General features: G+C 46.2%; 24 protein-coding genes. 20 read left to right on the top strand and 4 right to left on the bottom strand.

Going from position 1 to position 23955, the window contains the following annotated elements:
* The first annotated feature begins 129 nt into the window (after window positions 1-129).
* The 19 genes from H2C83_RS05775 to H2C83_RS05690 all read left to right on the top strand — a co-directional run bounded on the left by H2C83_RS05775 (window position 130) and on the right by H2C83_RS05690 (window position 18894).
* Window positions 130-318: a hypothetical protein gene (locus H2C83_RS05775; RefSeq protein ID WP_181738697.1), complete on the top strand. Its 189-nt coding sequence runs from the start codon at window positions 130-132 to the stop codon at window positions 316-318.
* Complete coding sequence (locus H2C83_RS18460; RefSeq protein WP_376766339.1) at window positions 287-394, top strand: PepSY domain-containing protein; 108 nt, start codon at window positions 287-289, stop codon at window positions 392-394. The genes H2C83_RS05775 and H2C83_RS18460 overlap by 32 nt, the downstream gene beginning before the upstream one ends.
* Window positions 395-425: 31 nt before the next feature.
* Window positions 426-1067 carry a GH25 family lysozyme gene (locus H2C83_RS05765; protein WP_181738693.1) on the top strand — a complete coding sequence of 214 codons (642 nt, stop codon included), beginning with the start codon at window positions 426-428 and terminating at the stop codon, window positions 1065-1067.
* Between the two features lie 43 nt (window positions 1068-1110).
* Window positions 1111-1962: a Tle-like phospholipase domain-containing protein gene (locus H2C83_RS05760; RefSeq protein WP_220184031.1), complete on the top strand. Its 852-nt coding sequence runs from the start codon at window positions 1111-1113 to the stop codon at window positions 1960-1962.
* Window positions 1963-1976: 14 nt separating this feature from the next.
* Window positions 1977-2720, top strand: coding sequence for a hypothetical protein (locus H2C83_RS05755; protein ID WP_181738689.1), 744 nt, complete (start codon window positions 1977-1979; stop codon window positions 2718-2720).
* Between the two features lie 261 nt (window positions 2721-2981).
* Complete coding sequence (locus H2C83_RS05750; RefSeq protein ID WP_181738687.1) at window positions 2982-3137, top strand: hypothetical protein; 156 nt, start codon at window positions 2982-2984, stop codon at window positions 3135-3137.
* A 16-nt stretch (window positions 3138-3153) separates the two neighbouring features.
* Complete coding sequence (locus tag H2C83_RS05745; protein WP_181738685.1) at window positions 3154-3906, top strand: hypothetical protein; 753 nt, start codon at window positions 3154-3156, stop codon at window positions 3904-3906.
* Between the two features lie 351 nt (window positions 3907-4257).
* Window positions 4258-4617: a hypothetical protein gene (locus H2C83_RS05740; RefSeq protein ID WP_181738683.1), complete on the top strand. Its 360-nt coding sequence runs from the start codon at window positions 4258-4260 to the stop codon at window positions 4615-4617.
* Entirely contained in the window at window positions 4599-4769 is a 171-nt protein-coding gene (locus H2C83_RS18455) for a hypothetical protein (RefSeq protein WP_376766338.1), read from the top strand. The genes H2C83_RS05740 and H2C83_RS18455 overlap by 19 nt, the downstream gene beginning before the upstream one ends.
* The gene (locus H2C83_RS05735; protein WP_181738681.1) at window positions 4754-5479 is read left to right on the top strand and encodes a hypothetical protein; all 726 of its coding nucleotides are present in this window, start codon (window positions 4754-4756) and stop codon (window positions 5477-5479) included. The genes H2C83_RS18455 and H2C83_RS05735 overlap by 16 nt, the downstream gene beginning before the upstream one ends.
* 355 nt (window positions 5480-5834) lie before the next feature.
* Window positions 5835-6323: a DoxX family protein gene (locus H2C83_RS05730; protein WP_181738679.1), complete on the top strand. Its 489-nt coding sequence runs from the start codon at window positions 5835-5837 to the stop codon at window positions 6321-6323.
* 290 nt (window positions 6324-6613) lie between these two features.
* Window positions 6614-6778, top strand: coding sequence for a hypothetical protein (locus tag H2C83_RS05725; RefSeq protein ID WP_220184030.1), 165 nt, complete (start codon window positions 6614-6616; stop codon window positions 6776-6778).
* A 93-nt stretch (window positions 6779-6871) separates the two neighbouring features.
* A complete protein-coding gene (locus H2C83_RS05720) occupies window positions 6872-7462 on the top strand; it encodes a DUF4352 domain-containing protein (protein WP_181738659.1) in 591 nt (196 codons plus the stop codon).
* 151 nt (window positions 7463-7613) lie between these two features.
* Window positions 7614-9176, top strand: a complete 1563-nt coding sequence (locus H2C83_RS05715; RefSeq protein WP_181738657.1) for a restriction endonuclease subunit S — start codon at window positions 7614-7616, stop codon at window positions 9174-9176.
* Window positions 9177-9192: 16 nt separating this feature from the next.
* Window positions 9193-10728, top strand: a complete 1536-nt coding sequence (locus tag H2C83_RS05710; RefSeq protein ID WP_181738834.1) for a class I SAM-dependent DNA methyltransferase — start codon at window positions 9193-9195, stop codon at window positions 10726-10728.
* Complete coding sequence (locus H2C83_RS05705; protein WP_181738655.1) at window positions 10718-11941, top strand: restriction endonuclease subunit S; 1224 nt, start codon at window positions 10718-10720, stop codon at window positions 11939-11941. Before H2C83_RS05710 ends, H2C83_RS05705 begins: the two co-directional genes overlap by 11 nt.
* A gap of 28 nt (window positions 11942-11969) precedes the next feature.
* Window positions 11970-15476 carry a type I restriction endonuclease subunit R gene (locus tag H2C83_RS05700; RefSeq protein ID WP_181738653.1) on the top strand — a complete coding sequence of 1169 codons (3507 nt, stop codon included), beginning with the start codon at window positions 11970-11972 and terminating at the stop codon, window positions 15474-15476.
* 42 nt (window positions 15477-15518) lie between these two features.
* Window positions 15519-17666 (top strand): 3'-5' exonuclease, encoded by a 2148-nt coding sequence (locus tag H2C83_RS05695; protein ID WP_181738652.1) that lies wholly within the window; start codon window positions 15519-15521, stop codon window positions 17664-17666.
* Window positions 17667-17775: 109 nt separating this feature from the next.
* Window positions 17776-18894 carry a mandelate racemase/muconate lactonizing enzyme family protein gene (locus H2C83_RS05690; RefSeq protein WP_181738832.1) on the top strand — a complete coding sequence of 373 codons (1119 nt, stop codon included), beginning with the start codon at window positions 17776-17778 and terminating at the stop codon, window positions 18892-18894.
* Window positions 18895-19004: 110 nt separating this feature from the next.
* Here H2C83_RS05690 and H2C83_RS05685 read toward each other — a convergent pair whose 3' ends face one another.
* Window positions 19005-19604 carry a YczE/YyaS/YitT family protein gene (locus H2C83_RS05685; RefSeq protein WP_181738650.1) on the bottom strand — a complete coding sequence of 200 codons (600 nt, stop codon included), beginning with the start codon at window positions 19602-19604 and terminating at the stop codon, window positions 19005-19007.
* Between the two features lie 127 nt (window positions 19605-19731).
* On the opposite strand from H2C83_RS05685, the gene H2C83_RS05680 reads away from it, so the two are divergent.
* Window positions 19732-20574 (top strand): tyrosine-type recombinase/integrase, encoded by an 843-nt coding sequence (locus H2C83_RS05680; protein ID WP_181738648.1) that lies wholly within the window; start codon window positions 19732-19734, stop codon window positions 20572-20574.
* A gap of 68 nt (window positions 20575-20642) precedes the next feature.
* On the opposite strand, the gene H2C83_RS05675 is transcribed toward H2C83_RS05680, so the two are convergent.
* The 3 genes from H2C83_RS05675 to H2C83_RS05665 all read right to left on the bottom strand — a co-directional run bounded on the left by H2C83_RS05675 (window position 20643) and on the right by H2C83_RS05665 (window position 23593).
* A complete protein-coding gene (locus tag H2C83_RS05675; RefSeq protein WP_181738646.1) occupies window positions 20643-21251 on the bottom strand; it encodes a DedA family protein in 609 nt (202 codons plus the stop codon).
* Window positions 21252-21417: 166 nt separating this feature from the next.
* A complete protein-coding gene (locus tag H2C83_RS05670) occupies window positions 21418-21990 on the bottom strand; it encodes a hypothetical protein (protein ID WP_181738644.1) in 573 nt (190 codons plus the stop codon).
* On the bottom strand, window positions 21974-23593 hold the full coding sequence (locus tag H2C83_RS05665; protein ID WP_181738642.1) for an ATP synthase subunit B family protein: 1620 nt from the start codon (window positions 23591-23593) through the stop codon (window positions 21974-21976). Before H2C83_RS05665 ends, H2C83_RS05670 begins: the two co-directional genes overlap by 17 nt.
* Window positions 23594-23955: the final 362 nt, after the last annotated feature.

Raw genomic sequence — 23955 nt, 5'->3', positions numbered from 1 at the left:
ATGGACAGAAGTAGATTACTAATCTGCCCATCCTTTTTATATCCCATTCGATTTAGGAACTCATTGGATTAACGTTCAGGAGAAACATATGAAATTGAGCCAGATGGCTGTGTAGAAAAAATGGTTGAGTTGTCCAGAGATTCGAAGATTGAACCTGGCAATATCCATATTGAAAATTGGACAATCGATAGCGATGAAGTTGTGCAAATTGCTAAAGACGCATTTAAAAATGACAAGGACTTTGATTTTACGTCTGCCTTCATAAACGGAAACGACCTTTTGTTAAATGGTATTGAGTCCTGGGATGTATCTGTTTAATGAGAAAAATCTAAAAAGTTATCATTTAACTATTGATGCCTATACCGGTAAAATTTTAAGTAAAGAAATCAAGTAGTTTTTGTTAATGCTGAAACAAAATACAGATTATGTTGAAACGGCGGCCCGAATTTTATTGGAAACTGACAAAGAAGGTGACCTGGTGGCATCGCCGGACTATTTTTATTACGACTATTGCTTCTGTCTTAACTTTTATGATTTTGGAACTGACCGGGGTGATCTGGCATAATGATTGGTTTGCTGCGGATTATGAAGTAAAGGGGCTGGATATCTCCCATCATCAGGGAACGATTGACTGGAAAACGGTTCAGGAAAAAAATGAGTTTGCGTTTATTTATATGAAAGCGACCGAAGGGCATGATTTTATCGACCTCCGATTTAAAACCAATTGGGAAGAAGCGCAAAGTCAGGGTTTTCGGGTAGGGGCCTATCATTTCTTTTCCATGAGAAGTCCAGGTAAAGTGCAAGCAAACAACTTTATTCAAACAGTCCCTGTAAAACTGGAAGCATTACCGCCGATAATCGATATTGAAATTCATCTGAAGCATGATCCAGAAAAAGTCCGACAGGAATTGCAGAACCTGGCTGATGAACTGGAGAAACGTTATAAAGAGAGACCAATCTTTTATGTTACGTATGATACCTATGAGCAGTATATAAAAGGTTATTTCAAAGATTATGATCTTTGGATCAGGGATATCTTTAAACATCCTGCTGACGGCAAGTATTAGTAATTCAAGTCCTAGTAGCGTTACTGGACAAAATCCATATAGAATGTTGGACGAAATCAAGGTTTCAAATAAGCAGTTGGCGCAAATATCAGATTTAGTCTATGAAGAGAAGATTATTCCAGGTGAGTTAGTTGATATTCTAGGCAGTGGCTGGGAGACAAGTTTAAAGCGTGATTTATCCAATGGGTTGCAAGCTTATGTTTTTACAAATAATAAAAGCTCTGAGATGATTATTGCTTTTCGAGGGACAGAGCTTGATAAATGGTATCAAGATATTGTTATTGGAGATATACCGATTGCATTGGGAAATGATATGATCAATCCACAAGCTGTTAAAGCACGGGAATTGGTGGAAAGTGTTATTAATAATCCGGATTATCAAGGTTATAACATTGTATTAACCGGTCATTCGCTGGGCGGTTATTTGGCTTTGGACTCAGCAACCAGGTATCGGATTCCGGCCGTAACGTTTAATGCACCAGGGAAAAATTTGTTTCGAAATGCTAATGGCAGTACTTTGCTAGGAGGTCTACACGGGCCCCTTGGTGCAAAAGTTGCAACAGAACTTAGCTATAAGTTAAATCAGTTAGATCCCCAGGTTCGGGCAGAGGCAGTTAATGAAAAAGCGGGTGCGTTTGACGGATTGATTCGAAACTATCGTTATAATGACGATATTGTAGGTTCATTAGGATACCGACCGGGAGAAACCTATGAGATTGAATCGGATGGCAGTGTACATAGGGCAGAAGATGAAGACGGATTAGATAATCAATTGGGGCTGAATCCTTTTAGTCATTCTATCACTAACTTTACAGGGATTGATGATGATGGAAACAAGGTAGATACACCCATTCCGGATGTTTATGATGAGGATGGGAATATTGCGCCAAGATGAGGAGTGAAAATACGGTGAGATTTAGAAAAGGTTGGGTAGTTATAGCGTGTATGTTTGCCTTGGTACTTGCTGGTTGCCAGGCAGATTTTACCAATAGTTCAAAGGAAGTGGGACAAATGGATCAAGCCGAAGAAAAACAACTTAAAGAACAAGCAATCCAGTATATACAAAAGAAATATAATAAAAAATTTGAGGTAACAGAAGTTGTTAAAGGCAGAGTAGCAGGTACTATTCGTATTCGAGGAATTATGAAAGATGGGAGAGATACAGATACAACTGTTTTTTGGGAAAAACCTGATGAAATGGATGATACTTATATAACAACTTTATGGACGGAAGAATTAAAGCCGGAAATAACATCAATCATAAATAGGCATTTTGAAGTAAGACATATTCAGAACATTATCTATAGCGATGGTACAAAGAATGATTATACTGGAGATGTTCCTTCTGTCTTTGAAGTGTTGGAAAATGGCGGGGATAGTGATTATTCATTAGATGCCACTGTACGAATTTATGAAAATGGCGGTCAGTATGAAACAGGGTTGAGGAAATTTTTAAAAGAGCTCCAAGCAATGAATTTCAATGAACTTTTAATTGAAATTTTTGTTGCCGATGATGAGTTGAAATCTGCCCCCAAGAATATAGAAGAGAGCAATTATACGTTATATCGCTATAACGTCAATATTGATGACATTCAGAAAGTGGACATCAACAATCTTGATCTGGATCAGTATAAAACCGTGATCAAGCATTAACAGAGTAAGATTTGGCAGGAAGGTGAGGTACTGGCTGACCTGCTGTTTTTATACTTAGAAGATTATGTCCAAAAACAAACAGTTGGAAAACCATTAAAAGTACCATAGTGGGATATGTAAAGAATATAATTCCAAATTCCCGGTTGCAGGCAATAGCCAGGTGGGCATGATGGACTACTTCGAAACTATCAAAATGACAATATTGTTGGCTTATTAGGATACTGAGCGGGAATAACCTATGAAATTGAATCGGATGGAAGTTTGGATCGAGTGGATAAAGAAGATGGACTGGATAATCTGGATTCAATCGGATGGGGGCATAGCATGCAAAATTTTACCGGGTATGAAAATGGAGAGAAGATCGAGACACCTGTTTCGAACTTGTATGGCAAAGATGGAAACATTGTCCCGAGATAATAGGGAGTGAGATTTGTTGGATTTGAATAAAAGTATGATTATGACGTTTTGCTTATTTATTTTTTTGCTGGCCGGTTGTCAATCGGATTTGATGAATACTTTACCCAAGGAAGTGGGAGATATGGATCAGGCGGAAGAACAAAAGGTGAGAGAACTGGCAATCGATTATACAAAGAAGACGTATAATAAGCAGTTCCAGGTATTGGAAGTCAGTAAGAATAAAGCGACAGGGCAGTCTTATTTAATAAGAGGAATTATTAAAGATGGAAAAGATACCGAAATCACGGTTATATTGGAATTGCCAAATGAGATCAGGGATACATATGTAACAACTTTATGGACTGAGGAATTAAAACCTGAAATGACTTCCCTGGTGGAGAAGCATATGGATATAAGAAAAATTGAACATATCGGTTATTCCAATGGGACAAAAAAAGATCAATACACCGGGGAGGTTCCTTCTGTTTTTGAAGTATTGAAAAAAGGCGGGGATCGGGAATATGCATTGACAACTACATTGAGAATCTACGAGGAAAACGGACAATATGAAGAAGGAATTAAAGAATTTCTGCAGGAAATAAAAGCGATGAATTTTAATAGTGTTTCAGTAACAATTTTTGTTGCCGATGATGAGTTGAAATCTGCCCCCAAGAATATAGAAGAGAGCAATTATACGTTATATCGCTATAACGTCAATATTGATGACATTCAGAAAGTGGACATCAACAATCTTGATCTGGACCAGTATAAAACCGTGATTAAACATTAACAGATAACAGGATGATGGACAAATCCACCTTTAGAAAAGGACAATCCAGGACGAGATTTGATTAAAGGCAGGTGAAAAAGACCTGCCTTTTTTTCTTTACAAATACTGGATATGTTCGTTTTACTTAAGAAATATGGCCGGCCATTGAGGCATTTTTATAAAGGTCTGGATTATACTTGAAAATCTGTTTGTTTTTTCTATAGTGCCTTGCTATGATGGAGTTTGTGAAATATTGAATATGTGTCAGATTAATCTGACAAGAACACATCCTGACTCTGTCTTGATAAGCCAACAGGTTTTCATTTTCATTATAACTTCATACAGATTGGAATAGGTGAAATCATGATCAATATGAATAGAAGTAAAGCCTATTTGATGATTATTGTATTATGGTTGGCCTATGTGACATTTTCAATGAACTGGGTAGCGGGTTCATCTCTGATGCCGCAAATTACGGAATCATTTTTTGGTACTGTCAATGTCGATCCGATCATTACCCAGGTTTTGAATTACTCCATTACGGCGGCACGCGTGTTTGCCAATATTTTGGCGGCACTGATCCTGATGAAGCTCGGTCCCAAAAAAGCAGCTTCAGTTGCGATCGGTCTGCTGATCGCCGCGCTGGTCGCTGTTTATTTGCCCAACTACTGGGCTTATACTGTTGCCCGCATGGTTATGGACTTGGCGGTTCGATGGTTATCGTCTACATGAATCCGGTGGTTGCCCGCTATATCAGCAACCATAAAGAAAAACTCCGCATCAATGTCTTAAATACAGTTTCTTATAATGTAAGGGCTTTTATTGTATCCGTCCTGTTTGCTCTTTTTGCGTCCAAATTAACGGAGGATTGGCAGCTGCCCTGAAAGTGTTTGCCTCCCTGATCCTGGTGTTGTTTGTGCTCTGGCTGATCAAGGCAGAGGACTTTGAAACCGGGTCAAATACCGACGGAAGTACTGTGGAATACGGTTATAAGGATGCGATCAGGGATTCGTTCCTGTGGAAATATACGATCGGGTTTGGCGGATTCCTGTTTTTATATGTTCTTGCGCTGACTGCGCTGAAGCCGGTGTTTGATGAATATACAATGCTGGACGGCGCGATGGTAAACTTGCTGATCTCCGGCGCGGGAATTCTGGGAACCTTTGCCGGTGTCAGAATCGGGAACAAGGGGACACCCCGCAAACCGGTTCTCCAGTTATCCGGTGTCATGATGATAGTCTTTTTTGCGCGGATTCTTGTCTTTGCCAAAGTCTATCCGATTGTTTTATATGGTTGTGCGTTTCTGTCCGGGTTTGTCATGTTTGTCCAATATCCGATCTATATGAACCTGCCGCATGAATTCAGGGGCGCAACCCCGCAGAAACTGACCGTCCTGTTCGGGCTGTTCTGGGCCATGGGATATGCGGTTGAAACAATCCTTAAGATTGTGTGGAGCTATCTCCTTGGTTCCGCCGGATACACAGTGGCAATGACCTTCCTGATCTCCGGTTCCTGTTTGTATCCGGTTCTGGCAGGCATGCTGCCGGAAACCAGACCAGGCGTGAAAAATGTATCGGAAAGTAAGGTGGCTTAAGCAGTTTGCCGGTGAAATCCAATTGGTTATCAGGATGGATCGTTCAGGGGTGGGAAAATTGATCGTTTAAAGCAAAGACAACCTGTTGGAACGGGTTGTCTTTTATATATTCCCGAATGCAGAACAGTGATTATGGAAACAAGAAAGGGAAGATTACTGCAGATCCGGCCGATGCGAAAATGGATCAAAACAACAAAGCAGCTTTGGTTTATTGGGGATAAAGATTAAAGAAAAAACAGCCAATATATGAAAAAAATATTAACGTTTGGATAAAACAGTTTTCAGGATTTTGATTGTGGTATTAAATAAGCGAAGGAAAATACCCAAAGGGAGTATGGTATGGAGGTGGATTGAAATGATTGTAAAATGGCTCAGGGAAAGTCAATCTGCTTCAGTACTTCTGTTGCTGGTCCGGCTATATTTGGGTTATTCCTGGCTGACTTCAGGGTTTGGCAAAATAACCGAGGGTTTTGATGCTTCAGGTTTTCTGAAAGGGGCGCTGGCCAAAGCAGCCGGGGAACATCCGGCAGTTCAGGCCTGGTGGGAAAGTTTTATCAAAGGTTTTGCTCTTCCTAATGTCGAATTGTTCAACTTTCTTGTTCCCTGGGGAGAATTCCTGGTTGGCCTGGGATTAATTGTTGGTTTGTTTACTACTGCTGCTGCCTTCTTCGGATTGGTCATGAATTTCTCCTTCCTGCTCTCAGGAACGGTAAGTACGAATCCGCAAATGGTTTTATTAACAATTTTTGTCGCAGTGGCCGGTTACAATGCGGGCAGATACGGCCTGGACCGTTATGTCATTCCCCGTCTTCGCGAAAAAATGAAAAAACCGAAAAAAGCATAAAGCCCGTCCAGTGATATTGAATGAGCGTCATCAGGCAACAGAGGCCATTTTTTGCCGGAAGGGGATCCATAGTCAGGAAAAGTCCCGGAGTTTTATCTTCCGGGGCTTTTTTCGTTGAACCGGCTTTCTTATTTTGATCCGGTTCAGCAAAGATTATTTGCCAGCCACCTGCATGGCAAAACAACGATGGCTGCCTGCTTTTTTCCCAGCAAAGCCGGCCACGAATAAATTTAGTATCATGATACTAAAAAAATGTATTGAAAAACCAAAATAGAAGACATATAATAAAAATGCAAATGGTGATGAAGGGGGACAAACAAGAAACGGGAACGGACTTAACAGTGGAGTTTCTTCGTTATGCGAATGCCTGGAAGGTTGATGTTGCCGATGCAAGGATAATAGGCGTCATTGGGAGTGGCAGCTGTGGCTGTTTTGCCGCTGGCTGGCGGTTTTAAGCCATGATGAGGTGTAAAGCCGTAATTCCTGATGGGGTTGGGGGATTGGGCATCTTTTGCAATAACTTACATCAAATTACAGGGGGAACAAATATGTCATCAGAAGGAAAACCAAAGAAAGCAAAAAAATGGCTGATCGGCTGCGGATCAATTTTTCTTGCCTTTATTGTTTTGGGAGTGGCGTGCACCGCGTTGATTGGAGAGTCTTTGGATACAGAGACCACGACCACTCCTTCGGCTGACAGCGGACAGGGAAATCAGGCGCAAAAGAAAACACCTGTTGCAAAGATTGGTGACAAGGTGAAAGCCGGAGACGTTTCCTACCGTGTTGACAAAGTCGAACACAAGGAACGTCTGAAAAATGCCATCGGTTCCAAAAAGCCTGGCAGCGGGGAATTTCTTGTGCTTACCATTACGGTATGGAATGAGGGAAAAGAACCCATTACGCTTGACAGTTCCATGACACAGCTGATTGACCGGAATGGAGCGGAGTACAATTATGATGCCGAAGCGCTGATGTATCTGTATGAGGACGGAGAAACACCATTTCTGGAGCAAATCAATCCGAACGGTGAAAAGCAGTTCCTGATTGCCTTTGATGTCGCACCGAATCAGGAATATGATTTTATCGGGAAAAATGCCTTGATTTTTTCAGACGCGCAAGTAAGAATCAAGTTGAAATGAGCAGCGGTTGACGGAGATTTTCGCAAACAGAAGCCTTGTTTTTTGGCGTCATTCAGTATTTGAATACCAAATAACGATATTGTAATAAGATTATGTTTCCGCTATAATTACTGACAAGGGGAAAGGAGTTGGTGGTTGGAGGGGATCATTGATGAATGAATTGTACCAGTTTAAAAAATTGTTGGCAAAACGTGGTATTACTGAGCCTGAACAGGTAGCCATCGAATTGCTTCGCATCCATCTGACCAGGGAATTTTGTGCGGAGCATCACATCAAAGATCCGCATCAGCGCTACGCCTGGATGCAGGAAGAAACGGGAGAACGACTTGGTTTTTTCCAGGGCGAACCAACCTGGTTCGAAGAGTTGTACCGGTTGGGAGAGCACCTGGATCTGGTTTCGGCGATGAACCAGCTGTTCAGGCATGACCGGTCCGGAGTGATGGTTTGCAAGCCGCCGCTCGCCAATTATTTGCTGGAGAGGATCATGTCGCCGCATCTGGACAATGTTCTGGTTGCCGAGGCCCACAAGCTGCTCCCGGATCTCATCGACTGGTGTCAGGTCTGCCTGGATAAAAGCTTTGTCTTCACCGCACCGGAAAAATGGCAAGTTGAATTGTTGCGGTTTTTGTTTCGAAATGAACCATCAGTAACAGTAATCCGCCTCTCCATATACCATCCGCTCGATTTTGAACAGGATTTTGATGCCATTATAGCGATTCCCGCTTTTGGAGTAAAGATGGACGTGGACAGCGACCGTTATTTCACCCGGGAATCTGAAGGGATCGCGCTTCAGAATCTGCTCGACTTTTTAAGCAGCCAGGGGGAAATGCACGCCGTCGTCCCGTCCCGTTTCACTTTCTCGGGAGCGGGCTTTCAGAAACTGAGAGAATGGATTTTGCGGCACGCTTTTCTCTCCCGCATTGCCAAACTCCCGCAAGGGCTCCTCAATTCCTCGGGCATCCGGCCATACCTGTTAACCTTTTCCGGCCAGGCGGTCGAAGAAGTGGAAATTGTGAAACTGGAGCTGGAGCAGGAGAGTCTGGCGGTGGCGGAAATGAAACAGGTCGCTCCGCAACTTGTGAAGCAGCGGGAAGACTGGCGTTTTGAAGTATTGTACGAGCAACTGGCCCTGGAACGGCTGGAAGCCGCCCTGGGATCGTACAGGCTGGAAAAGCTGGCCGATCTAGGCGAACTGTTCCGCGGAAAATCGATTACGAAGCAACAGGTGAAAGAAGGAAGTATCCATGTTCTCAATATCTCCAACATCGCAGACGGAGAGATAGAGTGGACGGGACTGGACACGATTGATGAACCCATCCGGAAAGTAAGGCGCTACGAGCTGAAAGCCGGGGATGTTGTTATCACTTGCCGGGGAACTGTGATCAAGGTCGGAATCGTACGGGAGCTTCCCTTTTACACGATTGCTTCGGCCAACCTGATTGTGATCCGGATGGCCCAATCACAGATTGAGAGCGAATATGTGAAGATTTTCCTGGAAAGCCCGACCGGTCTTAAATCGGTCCGCACTTTCCAGCGCGGTTCCAAGGTGATGAATATCCATCCCGATGATCTGGGCGAGTTGGAAATCCCTGTTCCTGCACTGGAAAAACAACACCAGCTCATCAAAAAATACCGGCAGGAACAGAAGCTGTTCCTGGAAGCGAAGGAACGCTGGCAAAAAATGCGGCAAACCATCTACGATCAATTTACATAAACGGGGAGGTTAGATGATGGCTGTTTCCAACAATAACAGCAGTGAACTCGGCTTTGAATCGCAACTGTGGCAAATGGCGGACAAGCTGCGCAACAATATGGACGCCGCCGAGTACAAGCACGTGGTTCTGGGACTGATTTTTCTCAAGTACATCTCCGACGCGTTTGAGGAGAAATATGAAGAATTGAAAAAAGAGGAATGGGCTGATCCCGAAGACCGGGACGAATATCTGGCCGAAAACATTTTCTGGGTGCCGGAAAAGGCCCGCTGGTCGTATATCAAGCAAAATGCCAAAAAACCGGAAATCGGGCAGATTGTTGATGACGCGATGGGCGCCATTGAGAAGGAAAATGATTCGCTGCGGGGCGTATTGCCAAAAAATTATGCCCGTCCCGATCTCGACAAACAGAAACTGGGTGAGATTATTGACGGTTTCTCCATCAGGCTGGGAGACAAGGAAGCAAAGGGGAAAGACCTGCTCGGACGGGTCTATGAGTATTTTCTCAACAAATTTGCCAGCGCCGAAGGAAAAAACGGGGGACAGTTTTATACCCCGCGCACGGTTGTCCATCTGCTGGTCGAACTGATCCAGCCCTTCAAGGGACGCGTCTATGACCCCTGCTGCGGTTCCGGCGGCATGTTCGTGCAAAGCCATGAGTTCGTCAAGGCACATCAGGGCCGGATCGGGGATATCGCTGTCTACGGGCAGGAATCCAATCCGACCACCTGGCGCCTGGCCAAGATGAATCTCGCCATCCGCGGCATTGACAACGATCTTGGCCCGCACCATGCCGATACGTTTTTAAATGACCTGCACAAAACCTTGCGCGCCGATTATATATTGGCCAATCCGCCCTTTAACGTCAGCGACTGGTGGAACAGCAAGCTGGCTGACGATCCCCGCTGGCGCTACGGAACGCCGCCCAGGGGCAACGCCAACTACGGCTGGATCCAGCATATGGTCTCCAAGCTGTCACCAGGAGGAACCGCTGCCTTTGTGCTCGCCAACGGCTCCATGTCCACCAACCAGAGCAACGAGGCGGAGATCCGCAAAAACCTGATCGAAGAGGATCTGGTGGAGGCGATCATCGCCCTGCCGGGGCAACTCTTCTACTCCACCCAGATTCCTGTCTGTGTCTGGGTGATGACCAGGAACAAGGCAGGCCGGGGCCAGCGCAACCGCAAAGGGGAAATCCTGTTTATCGACGCCCGCAAACTGGGGCAAATGGTGGACCGCATCCGCCGCGTACTGACGGAAGAGGAGATCCGCCAAATCGCCGATACCTTCAACCGCTGGCGCGGAACCATCCCGGGAGAATATGAGGATGTGCCCGGCTTTTGCAAAGCGGCTTCGCTGGACGAAGTACGGAAGCATGAGTATATCCTGACCCCGGGCCGCTATGTGGGCCTGGCGGAAGTTGAGGAGGACGGCGAACCGTTTGAGGAAAAGATGGAACGCCTCACCGCCTCGCTGGCCGAGAAATTCCGGCGCTCGCACGAACTGGAAGAGGAGATCCGCCGGAACCTGAGGGGGATCGGGTATGAGTTGTGAGGATTGGAAGGAAGTCAAGTTGGGGGATGTTTGTGAAAAAATTCAATATGGTTACACTCAAAGCGCCGTTAAAGAAAAAATTGGTCCAAAATTTCTCAGGATAACAGATATTAGAGAACAGTATTTTGATTGGAGAAGTGTTCCTTATTGTGATATTTCAAAATCCGATTTTCTAAAATATCGTCTATACCCTGGTGATATTGTAATAGCTAGGACAGGTGCTACTACAGGAATAAGTAAATATATTGATCAAACAGTTCCTAATGCTGTCTTTGCTTCCTATCTTATTAGAATCAGAGTTAAAGATGGAATAAATTCAAGGTTCATTGGGTATGTAGTATCTTCTAAAAAGTATAAAAGATATATTAAATCAATTTTAAGTGGATCTGCACAACCAAATGCTAATGCTAAACAGTTGACATCATTCTTATTTCAGCTTCCTCCTAAAGAAGAGCAGAATAAAATTTCCGAAATTCTATCAAGCCTCGATGACAAAATCGAACTCAATCACCAAATCAACCAAGACCTTGAAGAAATGGCACAGGCGATTTTCAAATCGTGGTTTGTCGACTTCGAACCGTTCCGGGATGGCGAGTTTGTCGACAGTGAACTGGGGCCGATTCCGAAGGGGTGGAGAGTAGATAAATTAGGAAATGTTTCTACTGTGACAGGTGGAGGAACTCCTAAGACAAAAGTGCCTGATTACTGGGAGAATGGAAATATATTATGGGCTACTCCCTCAGATATGACTTCAAAAAATAGTATGGTTCTTTTTGACACCTCAAGGAAAATAACTGAACTAGGGCTTCAAAACAGTTCTGCAAAGCTATTGCCCAAGGGTAGTGTGTTGATGACAAGTCGTGCCACCATTGGATATACTTCGATTGCTATGAAGGAAGTATCAACAAATCAAGGATTCATTAATATTGTTTGTAACAAACAAATTTCGAATTATTATATGTTATGTTACCTGCTTCATTTTAAAGATAGAATTCTTCGCTTAGCAAATGGGAGCACCTTTATGGAGGTAAGTAAACGCAATTTTAAAGAAATTAATGTTGTAGTTCCTCCTCATAACTTGATTGAGAAATTTAACCAATATATAGAACCTATCATTGAAACTATTTACCAACATGAACAACAAAACCAAATCCTATCCAACCTTCGCGATACCCTGTTACCCAAGCTGATGTCCGGCGAGATTCGGGTTTGACTTACGTTGAGAGGAGAGACAGCGAAGCATGAGCAACTATACGGAGAGTGACCTGGAGCAGGCGGCGCTGGAGTTTTTTGAGGAATTGTATTATGAGGTGAAGTACGGGCCGGACCTGGCGCCCCATGGGGAAGAAGCCGAACGGTCGGATTACGGGGATGTGGTGTTGAAAGGACGGCTGCGGGAAGCGGTTTCCCGCCTCAATCCCCGGTTTGGCGATGAAGTGGTTGAGGAAGCGGTGCGCAAGGTTTGTACACTGGCGAGTCCCAGCATGCTGGCCAATAACCTGGACATCCACCGCCTGCTGACGGAAGGGGTGGACGTGACGGTCCGCCAGGAGGACGGGAGTTTCCGGACGCAGAAAGTGTGGCTGGTTGACCGGCAGCATGCGGAGCAGAATGACTGGCTGGTCGTAAACCAGTTCAGTGTCCGGGAGCCGGGCCGCCGCATGAAGAAACTGGATCTGGTCATGTTTCTGAACGGTTTGCCGCTGGTCGTGTTTGAACTGAAGAACGCGGCTGATGAACAGGTGCGGATTGCCGATGCGTTTGAGGACATTCAGGGGTATCAGGCCAGTCTGCCCACTCTGTTTGCCTATAACGCCTTTTCCGTGATTTCCGACGGGATCGAGGCGCGTTACGGGTCACTGACGGCCAGTTTTGACCGCTATCTGTTCTGGCGCACGATGGACGGGACCGAAGAGGCTTCCTCGCAATATCTGGCCCTGGAAGTGCTGATCAAGGGTTTGTTTGAAAAGGAGAATTTCCTTGATTTCCTTATGCATTTTATCCTGTTCCAGATTGACGGGGAGGAAATCACCAAGATTGTAGCCGCCTACCACCAGGTATACGCAACGCGAAAGGCGGTCAGGAGAACCCATGAAGCGAGCCGGGAAGAAGGGGACCGCAAGGTTGGGGTCATCTGGCATACGCAAGGGTCGGGCAAAAGTTTGTCAATGGTGTTTTACACCGGCAAGCTGGTACGGGAACTGGACAATCCGACGGTGGTCGTGGTGACTGACCGGAATGATCTGGACAACCAGCTGTTTACCACATTCAGCAAATCGCAGCAACTGCTCCGGCAAACGCCCCGTCAGGCGCAAAGCCGGCAGGAATTGCGGTCGTTGCTGAACGTGGAATCCGGGGGAATTATTTTTACTACCATTCAGAAATTTGCTGTCGAAGAGGGAGAAGAAACGTACCCGGTACTGACAGACCGGCGCAATGTGGTCGTGATCGTCGATGAAGCGCATCGCAGCCAGTACGGGTTTGAGGCAGACATTCGGGAACACAGGCAAAAGGCCCGGGTGAAATTCGGCTTTGCCAAACACATGCGCGACGCCCTGCCGGAAGCGTCCTATATCGGGTTTACGGGAACTCCGATTGAGCTGGCCGACAGGAACACGCCCGCCGTTTTCGGGGATTATATCGATATTTACGATATGACGCAGGCGGTGGAGGACAAGGCGACGGTAAGAATCTATTACGAAAGCCGGCTGGCGATGATCGAGCTTCCCGAACAGGAAAAAGAAGCGTTGGATCGAGAGGCGGAGGCTTTATTCAGGGAACAGCATATCGATGAATCGGCGAGAGGGAAATGGGGCCGTCTGGAAGCGCTGGTCGGAACGGAAAAGCGCGTGGCCCAGGTGGCGAAAGATATTGTGGAGCATTTCGAAGCGCGCCAGCGGCAAATCCTGGGCAAAGGGATGATTGTCGCCATGTCGCGCCGCATCGCGGCCATGCTGTATGAAGAAATCATCCGGCTTCGCCCCGCCTGGCATGATGACTCACCCGAGCGTGGAGCGATCAAGGTGGTTATTACCGAGGACAAAGAAAAGGACAATGACCTGTTGAAGAAACACCATACCACCAAGGCACAGCGCGAGCGGCTGGCCAAACGGATGAAAGACCCCGACGATCCGCTCAAACTGGTCATTGTTTGTGACATGTGGCTGACCGGTTTTGATGTTCCCTGCCTGCATACGATGTATGTGGACAAGCCGATGAGAGGGCATAACCTGATGCAGGCGATTGCGCGGGTGAACCGTGTCTTCAGGGACAAACCGGGCGGATTGGTGGTCGACTATATCGGGATTGCCCACGCCCTGAAACAGGCGCTGAAGGTCTATTCGCCCAGTGACCGGAAGACCACCGGCGTTGATACGGAACAGGCGGCAGAGCTGGTAAAAGAAAAACTGGACATTATCCATCAGATGTTAAATGGTCACAACTACCGGCGCTTTTTCACGGGAAGAGCAGGGGAAAAGGCGAAACAGCTTGCCACAACGATTGATTTTGTCCTGCAGTTTCCGGAAGAAGAGCGGTCCGAGTTTATAAAACACGTTACCGTAATGACCAAAGCCTATTCCTTGTGTGTCACCCATCCCGAAGCGAAAAAACTGGGCATGGAAGTGGGGTTCTTTAAAGCAGTCAGGGCGGGGATGCAAAAAGTGCTGAACCCGCAGGCGAAAAAAGCGGACAGGAAAGCGGTCGATGAACGGATCAACCAGCTGATTTCCCGTTCGGTCATCACGGAGGAAGTGGTTGACATCTATTCGGCGGTCGGGCTGAACAAGCCCAATATGTCCGTTTTGTCTGAAGAATTCCTGGAGGATGTCAGAAAACTGGAATACAAGAATCTGGCGGTTGAATTGTTGCACCGGCTCCTGAAAGACCAGATCCGCGATGTAGGACGGAAAAACAGGGTTCAGTCGAAGAAGCTGTCGGAAATGCTGGATCAGGCGATCCAGAAATATTATGACCGGATCATCGAATCAACGCTGGTGATTGAGCAGTTGATCGGCCTGGCCCGCGAAGTGGAACAGGAGAAAAAGCGGGGCAAGGAGTTGGGATTGAGTGACGAGGAGATTGCTTTTTACGATCTCCTGAATCAGCTGGAATCGCCGTGGGAAAGCAAACTGCTGAAGCAGATTGCCAGAGAACTTGTGCGCCTGATCCGCAACAAAAAATCGGTCGACTGGTACCTGCGGAAAAATGCCCGCGCCCAGATTCGCATCATGGTGAAACGTTTTTTGCGCCAGCATGAGTTGCCGGACAAACTGGCCGAAAAAATTGTCGAGCAAAGTATTCTGCTGGAGAAACACGGAGGCTTTGCAGAAGAAGAGAAGACGTATCCGCTCTCTGAGGAAAAACTGGCGGACCGGGTTTACAGCTCCGGGGAAAAGGAAAAAGTTGCAGATGCGTTTTCCCCCTACTCCCCGACGGAAAAAGAATTGAACAATGTGCTGGAGGAGTACCGTGCGGTACTGATGGCTTTGGGAAAAGCAGGCCTTCCCAAACCGGTTGTCGGGTATGAATTTACGGCGGAAAATGGCCAGGTGGAAGCAGAAGCGGAGTTTGCCTGGCCGGAGCAGAAAGTCTGTTTCCTGACTCCCCGCCAAGGCGATTATCGAGATGCGATTCGCAAGCATGGCTTTAAAGTGTGGATTTTGCCGGAAACCGGTCAGGAAACAGTGGATTATCCGGGCGTATGGAAGCGTCTGGCCGCGAGGGGAAAAGCGGGGCGGGATGACTAGGGCGTCCGCTCCTTCCTTTACAAAAAGAGAGGTGTTGACATCATGAGTGTGGTTGCGTTGCAGGATACTTTCCTTGAGGCATATTCCAAAATCCCCAAGACGGAGCAAAAGCGGATCTACAAACTGATTGACGCGTTAAGACTTGACATGAACAATAAAGGCCTGAATCTGGAGCGGATGAGAGAAGCGCTCGACCCCAACGTTTATTCCGTCCGCCTCAGCCATTCCTATCGCGTGATTCTGGTCCGGCCGGAAGATGAAAATGTGTTTTTGCTGGTATGGATTGATCATCATGACAAGGCTTATCGCTGGATCAAAGGAAAGCGCTTTGTTCCCAACAAGGAAACGCGTACCCTGCAAATGTGGGATATGGAGAATGTGAACGCCGACGGCGTGGTCACTGGTGAGCCGGCGCCTGCCGGTCAGAACCTGTTTGCCCATGTGACGGACGAACAGCTTTATCAACTGGGCGTGATCCGGGAATTTATCCCGATTGTAAGGAAAATCAAAACACTGGATGACTTTGAAATTTACAAACCGGTCTTTCCCAATGACACCTGTGAGTATTTAAGCTTTATTGCGCAGGGTGACTCCCCGGAAGAAGTGTTGCAGGTGATGCGCGAACTGGAACGGGAAAGCGATGCCGCGGACAAAAAGGATTTTACTGTCAGCGACGCTATTACCAGCCCTGTTTCAAGCCGCACCATTATGGTCGCAGCCAAAGACCGGAAGTTGAACAGGCAATTGCAGGAAGTCCTGGAGCAACCTCTGGAACGGTGGCGCATTTTCCTTCATCCCCGGCAAAAAAGCGTTGTGGAAAAAAATTACCGCGGCCCGGTTCGCGTGCTTGGCGGTGCGGGAACGGGAAAAACGGTGATCGCCATGCATCGGGCCCGCTATTTGCTGCAACATTTCCTGCAGAACGGGGAACGCGTATTATTTACCACTTTTACCCGCACCCTGGCCCAAAATCTGAAGCAGATTCTTTCCACGATGCTGAGTCCCCATGAGATGGAACGGGTCGACGTGATTCATATCGACGCGTTGGCCAAACGGATCGCGGAAAAGGGAAATGCGTGCAAAGTGACGATTGTTTCTGGATATAAACTGAATGCCCTCTGGAAAGAAGCGATGCAAAAATATGACTGGGATGCGGACAAATATACTTTTTTGCGTGCTGAATATGATCGGGTGATCCAATACAACGGGATTGAAACCTGGCAGGAATATATGTCCGTTCCGCGGATCGGCCGCAGAACTTCGGTTTCCCGTTCGATGCGGAAGCGGATCTGGAATACCGTCTCCTATGTGGTGGAGAAGAAGAAGGAGCACGGATGGTTTGAGCATACGGATGTGTTGCGTGAAGCGCGAAAATGGCTGGAAGCCAATCCTTCCCAGTCCCTGTTTCAATATCGGGCGGCAATTATCGATGAAGCGCAGGATATGCATCAGGAAGGGTTCAGGCTGCTCCGCGCCCTGATCCCCGAAGCGGAAAACGATCTGTTTATCGTCGGGGACGCGCACCAGCGCATCTACTCCCGCCAAGTGGTTCTGGGAAGATGCGGCATCCATGTGCGTGGGCGCCGGTCCTTGCGGCTGAATGTCAACTACCGGACAACCGAGCAGATCCGGCAGAAAGCGGTTGAGGTGATCCGGAAAATGGAGTTTGACGACCTGGACGGCGGTGTGGATCATGGCAATGATATTTCCCTGTTTTCCGGTACTGTTCCCGTTATTCGATCGTTCAGGAATTCCACGGCGGAAAAGGAGTTTATTGTGTCCAGGATCAGGGAACTGCTTGAAAGCGGCGTCAAACGGAATGAGATTGCCATTTTGGTACCCACGAACGACGGACTGGAGATCGTGATGAAGCATCTGTACAAACATGAACTTCCTGCGGAAAAGCTTTCCGCCAATATGAATCCCGACCGTCCCAGAATTCAGTGCGGAACGATGCATAACAGCAAAGGGCTGGAGTTCCGGATTGTCTTTATCGCCGAAGCCAACGAAGACAATCTGCCCAACACCGGGGTCCTGAACATGAAGAAAAATGAACCGGATGAACTGGAAGCGTATCTGAATGAACAGCGCTCGCTTCTGTATGTGGCGATGACCCGGGCGCGGGAACAGATTTATATCACTTCTTACGGTCCTTTGACTGCCCTCTTGTCTGATCCGTCCGGAAACTGAAAAACCGTTTTATACATGATTCCCGTCAGCCGGTGTTACATTAAAAAGGAAGCAGAGGGGAGAAAAGGAAGAAGAGATGAGGGCAAGCGGAGAAAAGAGGGAATTTCTGATGAAGATCAAGCAGATTGATACGTATCCGCTTTATTATCCCTTGCCGGAACCTTACGGAGATGCCAACGGCTACAAATATTACCGCTCCTGCTACCTGTTTCGCATCATCACCGATACGGGGATTGACGGCTGGGGCGAATGTGTCGATTGGTTGCCCGCATTGGAAAACGGGTTTCAGAACCGGATCATTCCTTATCTGTTGGGCAAGCCTGTCAACCAGCGCCTGAAACTGGTGGAAAAAGTGGGGAAGTGGCATGGCCGGATTGCAGCAGGGCTCAGTATGGCGTTGACGGAAATCATGGCCAAAAGGGCCGGGCTGTCGATTACGGATCTCTGGGGCGGGGCCAGACGCCAGCGGATTCCCGTGTATGCCTCATTCCAGTCCTATACCCCGCGCGCCGACTGGATGCAGGTTTCGTTAAAACGGGTGGAACAGGCAGTCAGGCAGGGGTTTCGGCAGGTGAAAGTGAAGATTGGCGGCAAAACCTTTGCTGAAGACCGGCAGCATATCGCCCTGTTGCAAAATCAACTGGACGGACAGGTGCAAATCGCGGTTGATGCCAACCAGAGTTATGATGCGAAAACGGCGCTGGCATGGAACCGGGTGTTTGCCGGGGCGGAGAATTGGCTGTGGTTTGAAGAACCCATGCCTCTTTATCATCCTGAAGATTATGTCTGGTTGCGCCGGCAGTGCCTGATCCCGATAGCGGGTGGAGAAAATCTGCCTTCGCCCGAAGTGTTTTCCACCTGGCTCAAGGCCCGGGCACTGGATCTGATCCAGCCGGATGTCATGCATGTGAAAGGAATCGACCATTTCAGGGGAATTGGAGCAATGGCCCGTTATCATGCCATCCGCGTATCCCCCCATGCCTATGATGGAATCCTGTCCCGTTTGTATGCGATTCTGGCGCAATCCTGTTTGCCTCCCTGGAGCAAAATGGATGGAGACGGCATCGAACCGCTGGAATGGGATGTGATGGAGAATCCGTTTACCTCCCTGTTCCACCTTCCGGTTCAAAACGGCGAAGTGACGGTTCCTTCCGGAATCGGGCTGGGGACGGAGATCGATTGGCAGCGCCTGGAATCTTTGCGATGGGACGGCACGGTTTATATATGAAAAGAATATTCCATGAAGATTGAGAGTTTCTTTGGGCAGGGAAGTGGCAAAACATGGCTTGACTGTTTTGCTCTTGCCTGCCTGTCTTTTGCCGGACCTGCAAGCCAGGGTTACCTTGATTTTCCAAACAGCCGGCGAATTTTTGGAATAAAAAACTGGATCAAGGGCCCGCTTAGAAAAGTGTAAATGAGCGTCCCCAGCGCAATCGGGCCGTGAAGAAGCAGGGCAAAGAGCAAGGCGCATCCGTCAGTCACGGTTTTGGATGCCGACAGGCTGAGTCCAAAACGATGGCACAGATTGTACATCAGCTCATCGCACGGCGTAAGTCCAAACCGTCCTTGGACATAGACGGAGATCCCCAGACAGGTGCACAAGAGACCAGCCCAAAATAACAGAACCTGTTCCGTCCGCTCTAGCGGGGCAAGCCGGAGAATACTCAGCCAGAAATCGATGCACAGACCGAGAACCAATACGGTCATCAAGGAAAAAAGATCAGGTTTTTTTCGTTTCATCCGGGCGTTTAACAGAACGATCAGCACGCCAAAAACAATAACCCATGTCCCGACTGTGAGCCCAAATTGCTGATACATCCCGACATACAAGCTGTTCCAGGCATCCGTTCCCATACGGGAGCGGATCATCAGGGTAATCCCGAATGATTTGATCATCAGGCCCAAGGGATAGCAAAGGATCCGCACAAGATTGCTCATAAAATAACCAGCCTTAACCGTTTTTACTATGTATATGTACAAGCGTCCGGATTTTGTCTCTTTAATGCCACCTGTGCAGAAAGCTGGCAATTTTCTATAATAATGGATATAGCAGGGGGGACTTTGCATGGATGTGGGTACATTTTCCGATTTTATCGATGAATTTGTAAAATGGCTGATTGTATCCGGCAAAAGAGAGCGGACCATCGATGAATATGTGACAGCCGTGATGCTGTTTGCTGTATGGCTTGGCAAAAACTACCATCCATTGAACTCACCGGCACAAGTTTTGGGAAAACACATTCTTGCCTGGCAAAATGAATTGTTAACGGGGAAAAAACTTTCGATCGCTACCGTTCACAAGCGGATGGCCTCATTAAAATCTTTCTGGAACTTTCTTGTGGAGAAAAACCTGGTCAGGCAAAACCCGCTTGAAGATATCCAGCTGCGGCAAACAGTTTCCCCGCCGCTGTCCCATTCGTGGCTCAGCAGGCAGGAAGAAGTGCGTTTGCTCACACAGATTGAAATGGAGAAAAACGATTGGAAACAGGCGCGCAACCGGTGCATGGTTTTGCTGATGCTGGATGCGGGCTGTACGGTGTCTGAACTTGTGCAGATTGATTGGGACCAGATTTTGTGGGAAAAACATGAAATCCTTATAAAAAATGAACTGTTTGAAAGGCGGGTTCCCGTAACCGGGCGGCTTTACCGGGCGTTACAGGACTGGTATCGGCAAACAGACCGGAAAAAAGGTCCCGCGATCTGTTCGCAATGGGGAAAAAGAATGACGAGGCAAGGCGTTCATTACCTGGTTAAAAAATATATGAATGATACAGGAATGAAACAATATTCGGCGCATACGTTGAGACATACCTTCTGCCGGCGGCTGATCGAGGCAAAGGTGGATCTGGAAACGGTAACCTGTCTGGCCGGACACCAAAGCATTGAGACAACCAAACGTTATTTGTAAAAAACACGTCTTCAAAACCGCCTCAAGTTGTATGTGAATGCAGGGAATACTCCCTGCATTCTTTATTTTCAATAGGCCCGGCGTTTTCGCACATACCAGAAAATAACAAGAATAAATAAAATGGCAAAGATGACGTAAAAAATGGAGGAATACACATCCATATATTCCAGTACTTTGGTCCAGGCCTCACCAAAAGCGGCCCCCAAATTAACCAGAATGATATTCCAGATTAACGTTCCGAGCGATGTGAAAATCAGGAACAGGAACATGTTCATCCGGGACATTCCCGCCGGAATGGAAATTAAACTGCGCACAATCGGGATCATGCGGCAAAAGAAGACTGTCCAGATGCCATAGCGGTCAAACCAGTGATCGGCTTTTTCAATATCCTCTTTTTTCAGTTTCAGGATGTGTCCCCAGCGTTCAATGATTTTCTCCAGCTGGTCCACATTTAACAACAAACCGATCAGATATAAAATAATTGCCCCGGCGATGGCTCCAAACGTTGCTGCCAAGACAACCCCCATTACCGTCAAATCGGATTTGGTTGTCATGAATCCGCCAAACGTCAGCACAACTTCCGAAGGGATGGGTGGAAAAACATTTTCCAAGGCAATCATCAGGAAGACGCCCAAGTACCCGAATTGTTCCATGAATTCAATGATCCAGTTTTCCATTTCTGCGTTCAGCTCCTCCTAATCTTGCAAGATTGATTACTTTGTAAGTATATCTTGTTCATCCCCATTTTAATAGCCGAATGCAAAAATAAAAAAGAAACATTTTTTTGATTTTTATTCTGCTCTCCGGGTCCGGTTGCATTGAAGTTTTTCAATAAATGCCAGATTATCTTGCTTGATATGGCATACTCTTCATTCTGTATACATAACGCCAGTTAGTGAATTCATCATAAAACTGGACCAACGTATTTTTATCTTCTTCTGAGATGTTAAAGCGATTAATAACGGATACATATTGGTCTTTGGGGAGATCGACATTCAAAAGCTGCATTTTCCCGTCGATTTCAATAAAGCATGGCCCCAATACAGCAATTTTACCCTCATTGGGTTGAAGTGTGTCCAATTCGTAAGACAAGGTATAGACAAACAATTTGATGTTCCCGTAAAAATCAAATCCTTCTTCAGCACCATATTCCTGAATGGTACTTTCCACATTTTTTTCTCGTAATAAACCTTTCTCCGACTGACCACTTTTCATCTGATAATGTTGAATAAATTTTTTGTTGATATAAATGTCTGCTGTAAAAATAACATCTCTCAAATCGATATTTTTCACTTCAATGGTGTTTTCTCCACTGGTCACCCTGGCGTCTTCAATATTCAATGAACAGGAAGATAAAAAGACGACGGCCAGCAGAACCAGAATCAAAATGAGCACGATGTTAATGATTTTTCTCATATTTCAACTCTCTCTCCAGTTTTTTCATAAACTCATCCTTGATTGTTTTGGCACTTTCATAGGAAATATCATCGTTGAGAAGTTGATATGTGATCTGGGGAAAACCCTGCCCAATGGAAGGATTGTTGGTAAGTCGGTTTGACATGGTTTTTCCTGGCATGATGTGTGTATGGATGTTCATGTAATAATCGCTTTTCTTATCCAACTTTTCCAGTCCGCTTTTTATTTTGTCCGCTGCATTTGGATCGGCGTAGCTTTCGACGAACAATGTGGTCCTTTTCTGGTAATCTTTGTTTTCTACAAAATAGTTATGGTAATCGTCAATAATGTGTTTCTTGCCATAATGATTGAGATTGTGGGCATCCAGATCTGCTTCATAATCCTGTTGGCTGAAGGATGCATCATACACCGTATGTTGATTGAATTGGCCAAATTCATTAAAATTGACTAAATGTTTGGATTCAATTTCGTAACCTTCATATATTTTGCTTATTGACTGAAGATCCGCAGCCCATCCGACCAGTTCACGAATTTCCCCTTCTGCGAAAAAGTCAACCAACCCTCCATCTCCATACCTTCCCCCGCTGTAAGTTGCAAACATATGCTGCAGATCGTAGCTGTTGACACTCCGCTCCAATGGTATAAGTTCATTGTTTTCCCTCTTTTTAACAACATTTTGCGTGACCGGATTCATCTCATAAATGGGTTTTCCGGTAAGGTCAGTAAGAGTTGCTTTTTTCGCAGGGTCCTTTGGGTCAACATTTTTCGCGTAGCAAAAGTAATTGTAAAGAGAGGGATTGTTCCTTTTAAATTCTTCAATAAAGTCTTCATCAACGGTTCCAGCCAGAAGAGCCCATTTCGAACCTGTGTAATTGGGATAGCGCATAAAATCGCAAATATACTCGTCGATTTCTTCCCGGGAGAGATCATCGCCTTTATATTTTTTTATTTCCTGTTCAAGTTCCTTCAATCTGGATACGAACACGGTCTGCTTTTCGGCATAAATCGCATCCAGAATCGTTTTCATTTCGGATTCATTCAGCTTGCCTGTTTCTTTCAGTTTTTTGTACATGATTTCCTGGGCAAAGACAGGATCAATAAATCCGGCATATTTTTTTTCATAAGCCCTGATTTCCTTTTCCGCTTCCTGGTAAGCCTTTAATAATTGCGGATCTGCTGCTATTTTTTCCGCAAGAGCCGGTGAAGAGTTAATCAGGCTCAGATTATTTATCTTATATTTGGAACGGACCAAATTCAATAAAGTCGGAATTCCTTTTCCCGCCAGGGCTGCAATAGCGATTAACCCTGCTCCTCCCGCAATATATGGCATGCTTTCAATAACAATTTCTGTCGCTTTTTTCCAGATATCAGATACGAATTGCAGGACCTGATCCCAAAACCCGCTCTCCTGTTGCGGACTCTGCTTCAAACCTTTCGTTTCCCCGGGGCCCGGCCCCTGTGGCACCTTACTGAAATCGTCACTCACTTCAGGGACCTCGAAACTGCCGCCACCAGTCGCGTAAACATTGCCATTGGCCAAAAAAACCGGTCCGGCAATCATTAAAAGAAACAGGATGAAGAACAGCCGAAAAAAATTTGCCATGTTATCCGTTACGGAAGGCAAATAATATCCGTACAATGCTCCTTGCTGTTGCTGATTTATTGATTGAATATCCGATCAATTCAGTTGTTGCGACGATTCTCCGTAACGAGTTCACCTCTTTCCTGAAAAGTGATAAAACCCCAATTTTCCAAACCCAACTTTCCCAAGATAGTAATTTTCTCTATTTTCTCCTGTTCATAAAACAATTTATCGCATATTTTTTATGAAACCGAATAGTCTGTATACATTTTATTTTAAATAACTGATGCTCGTTGATCAAGCAGTCTGTAACCAGCGACAAACTGGTCTTTTTGGTGTGTTCGGATTTGGCCGTGTTTTTAAACCGAAGGGAGCATTTTTCC

It is taken from the genome of Thermoactinomyces mirandus, assembly GCF_013868055.1.
Classification (GTDB): Bacteria; Bacillota; Bacilli; order Thermoactinomycetales; family Thermoactinomycetaceae; genus Thermoactinomyces; species Thermoactinomyces mirandus.
Note: the sequence above shows the minus strand (reverse complement) of the source record. Positions and strands in the feature narration are given on the sequence as shown.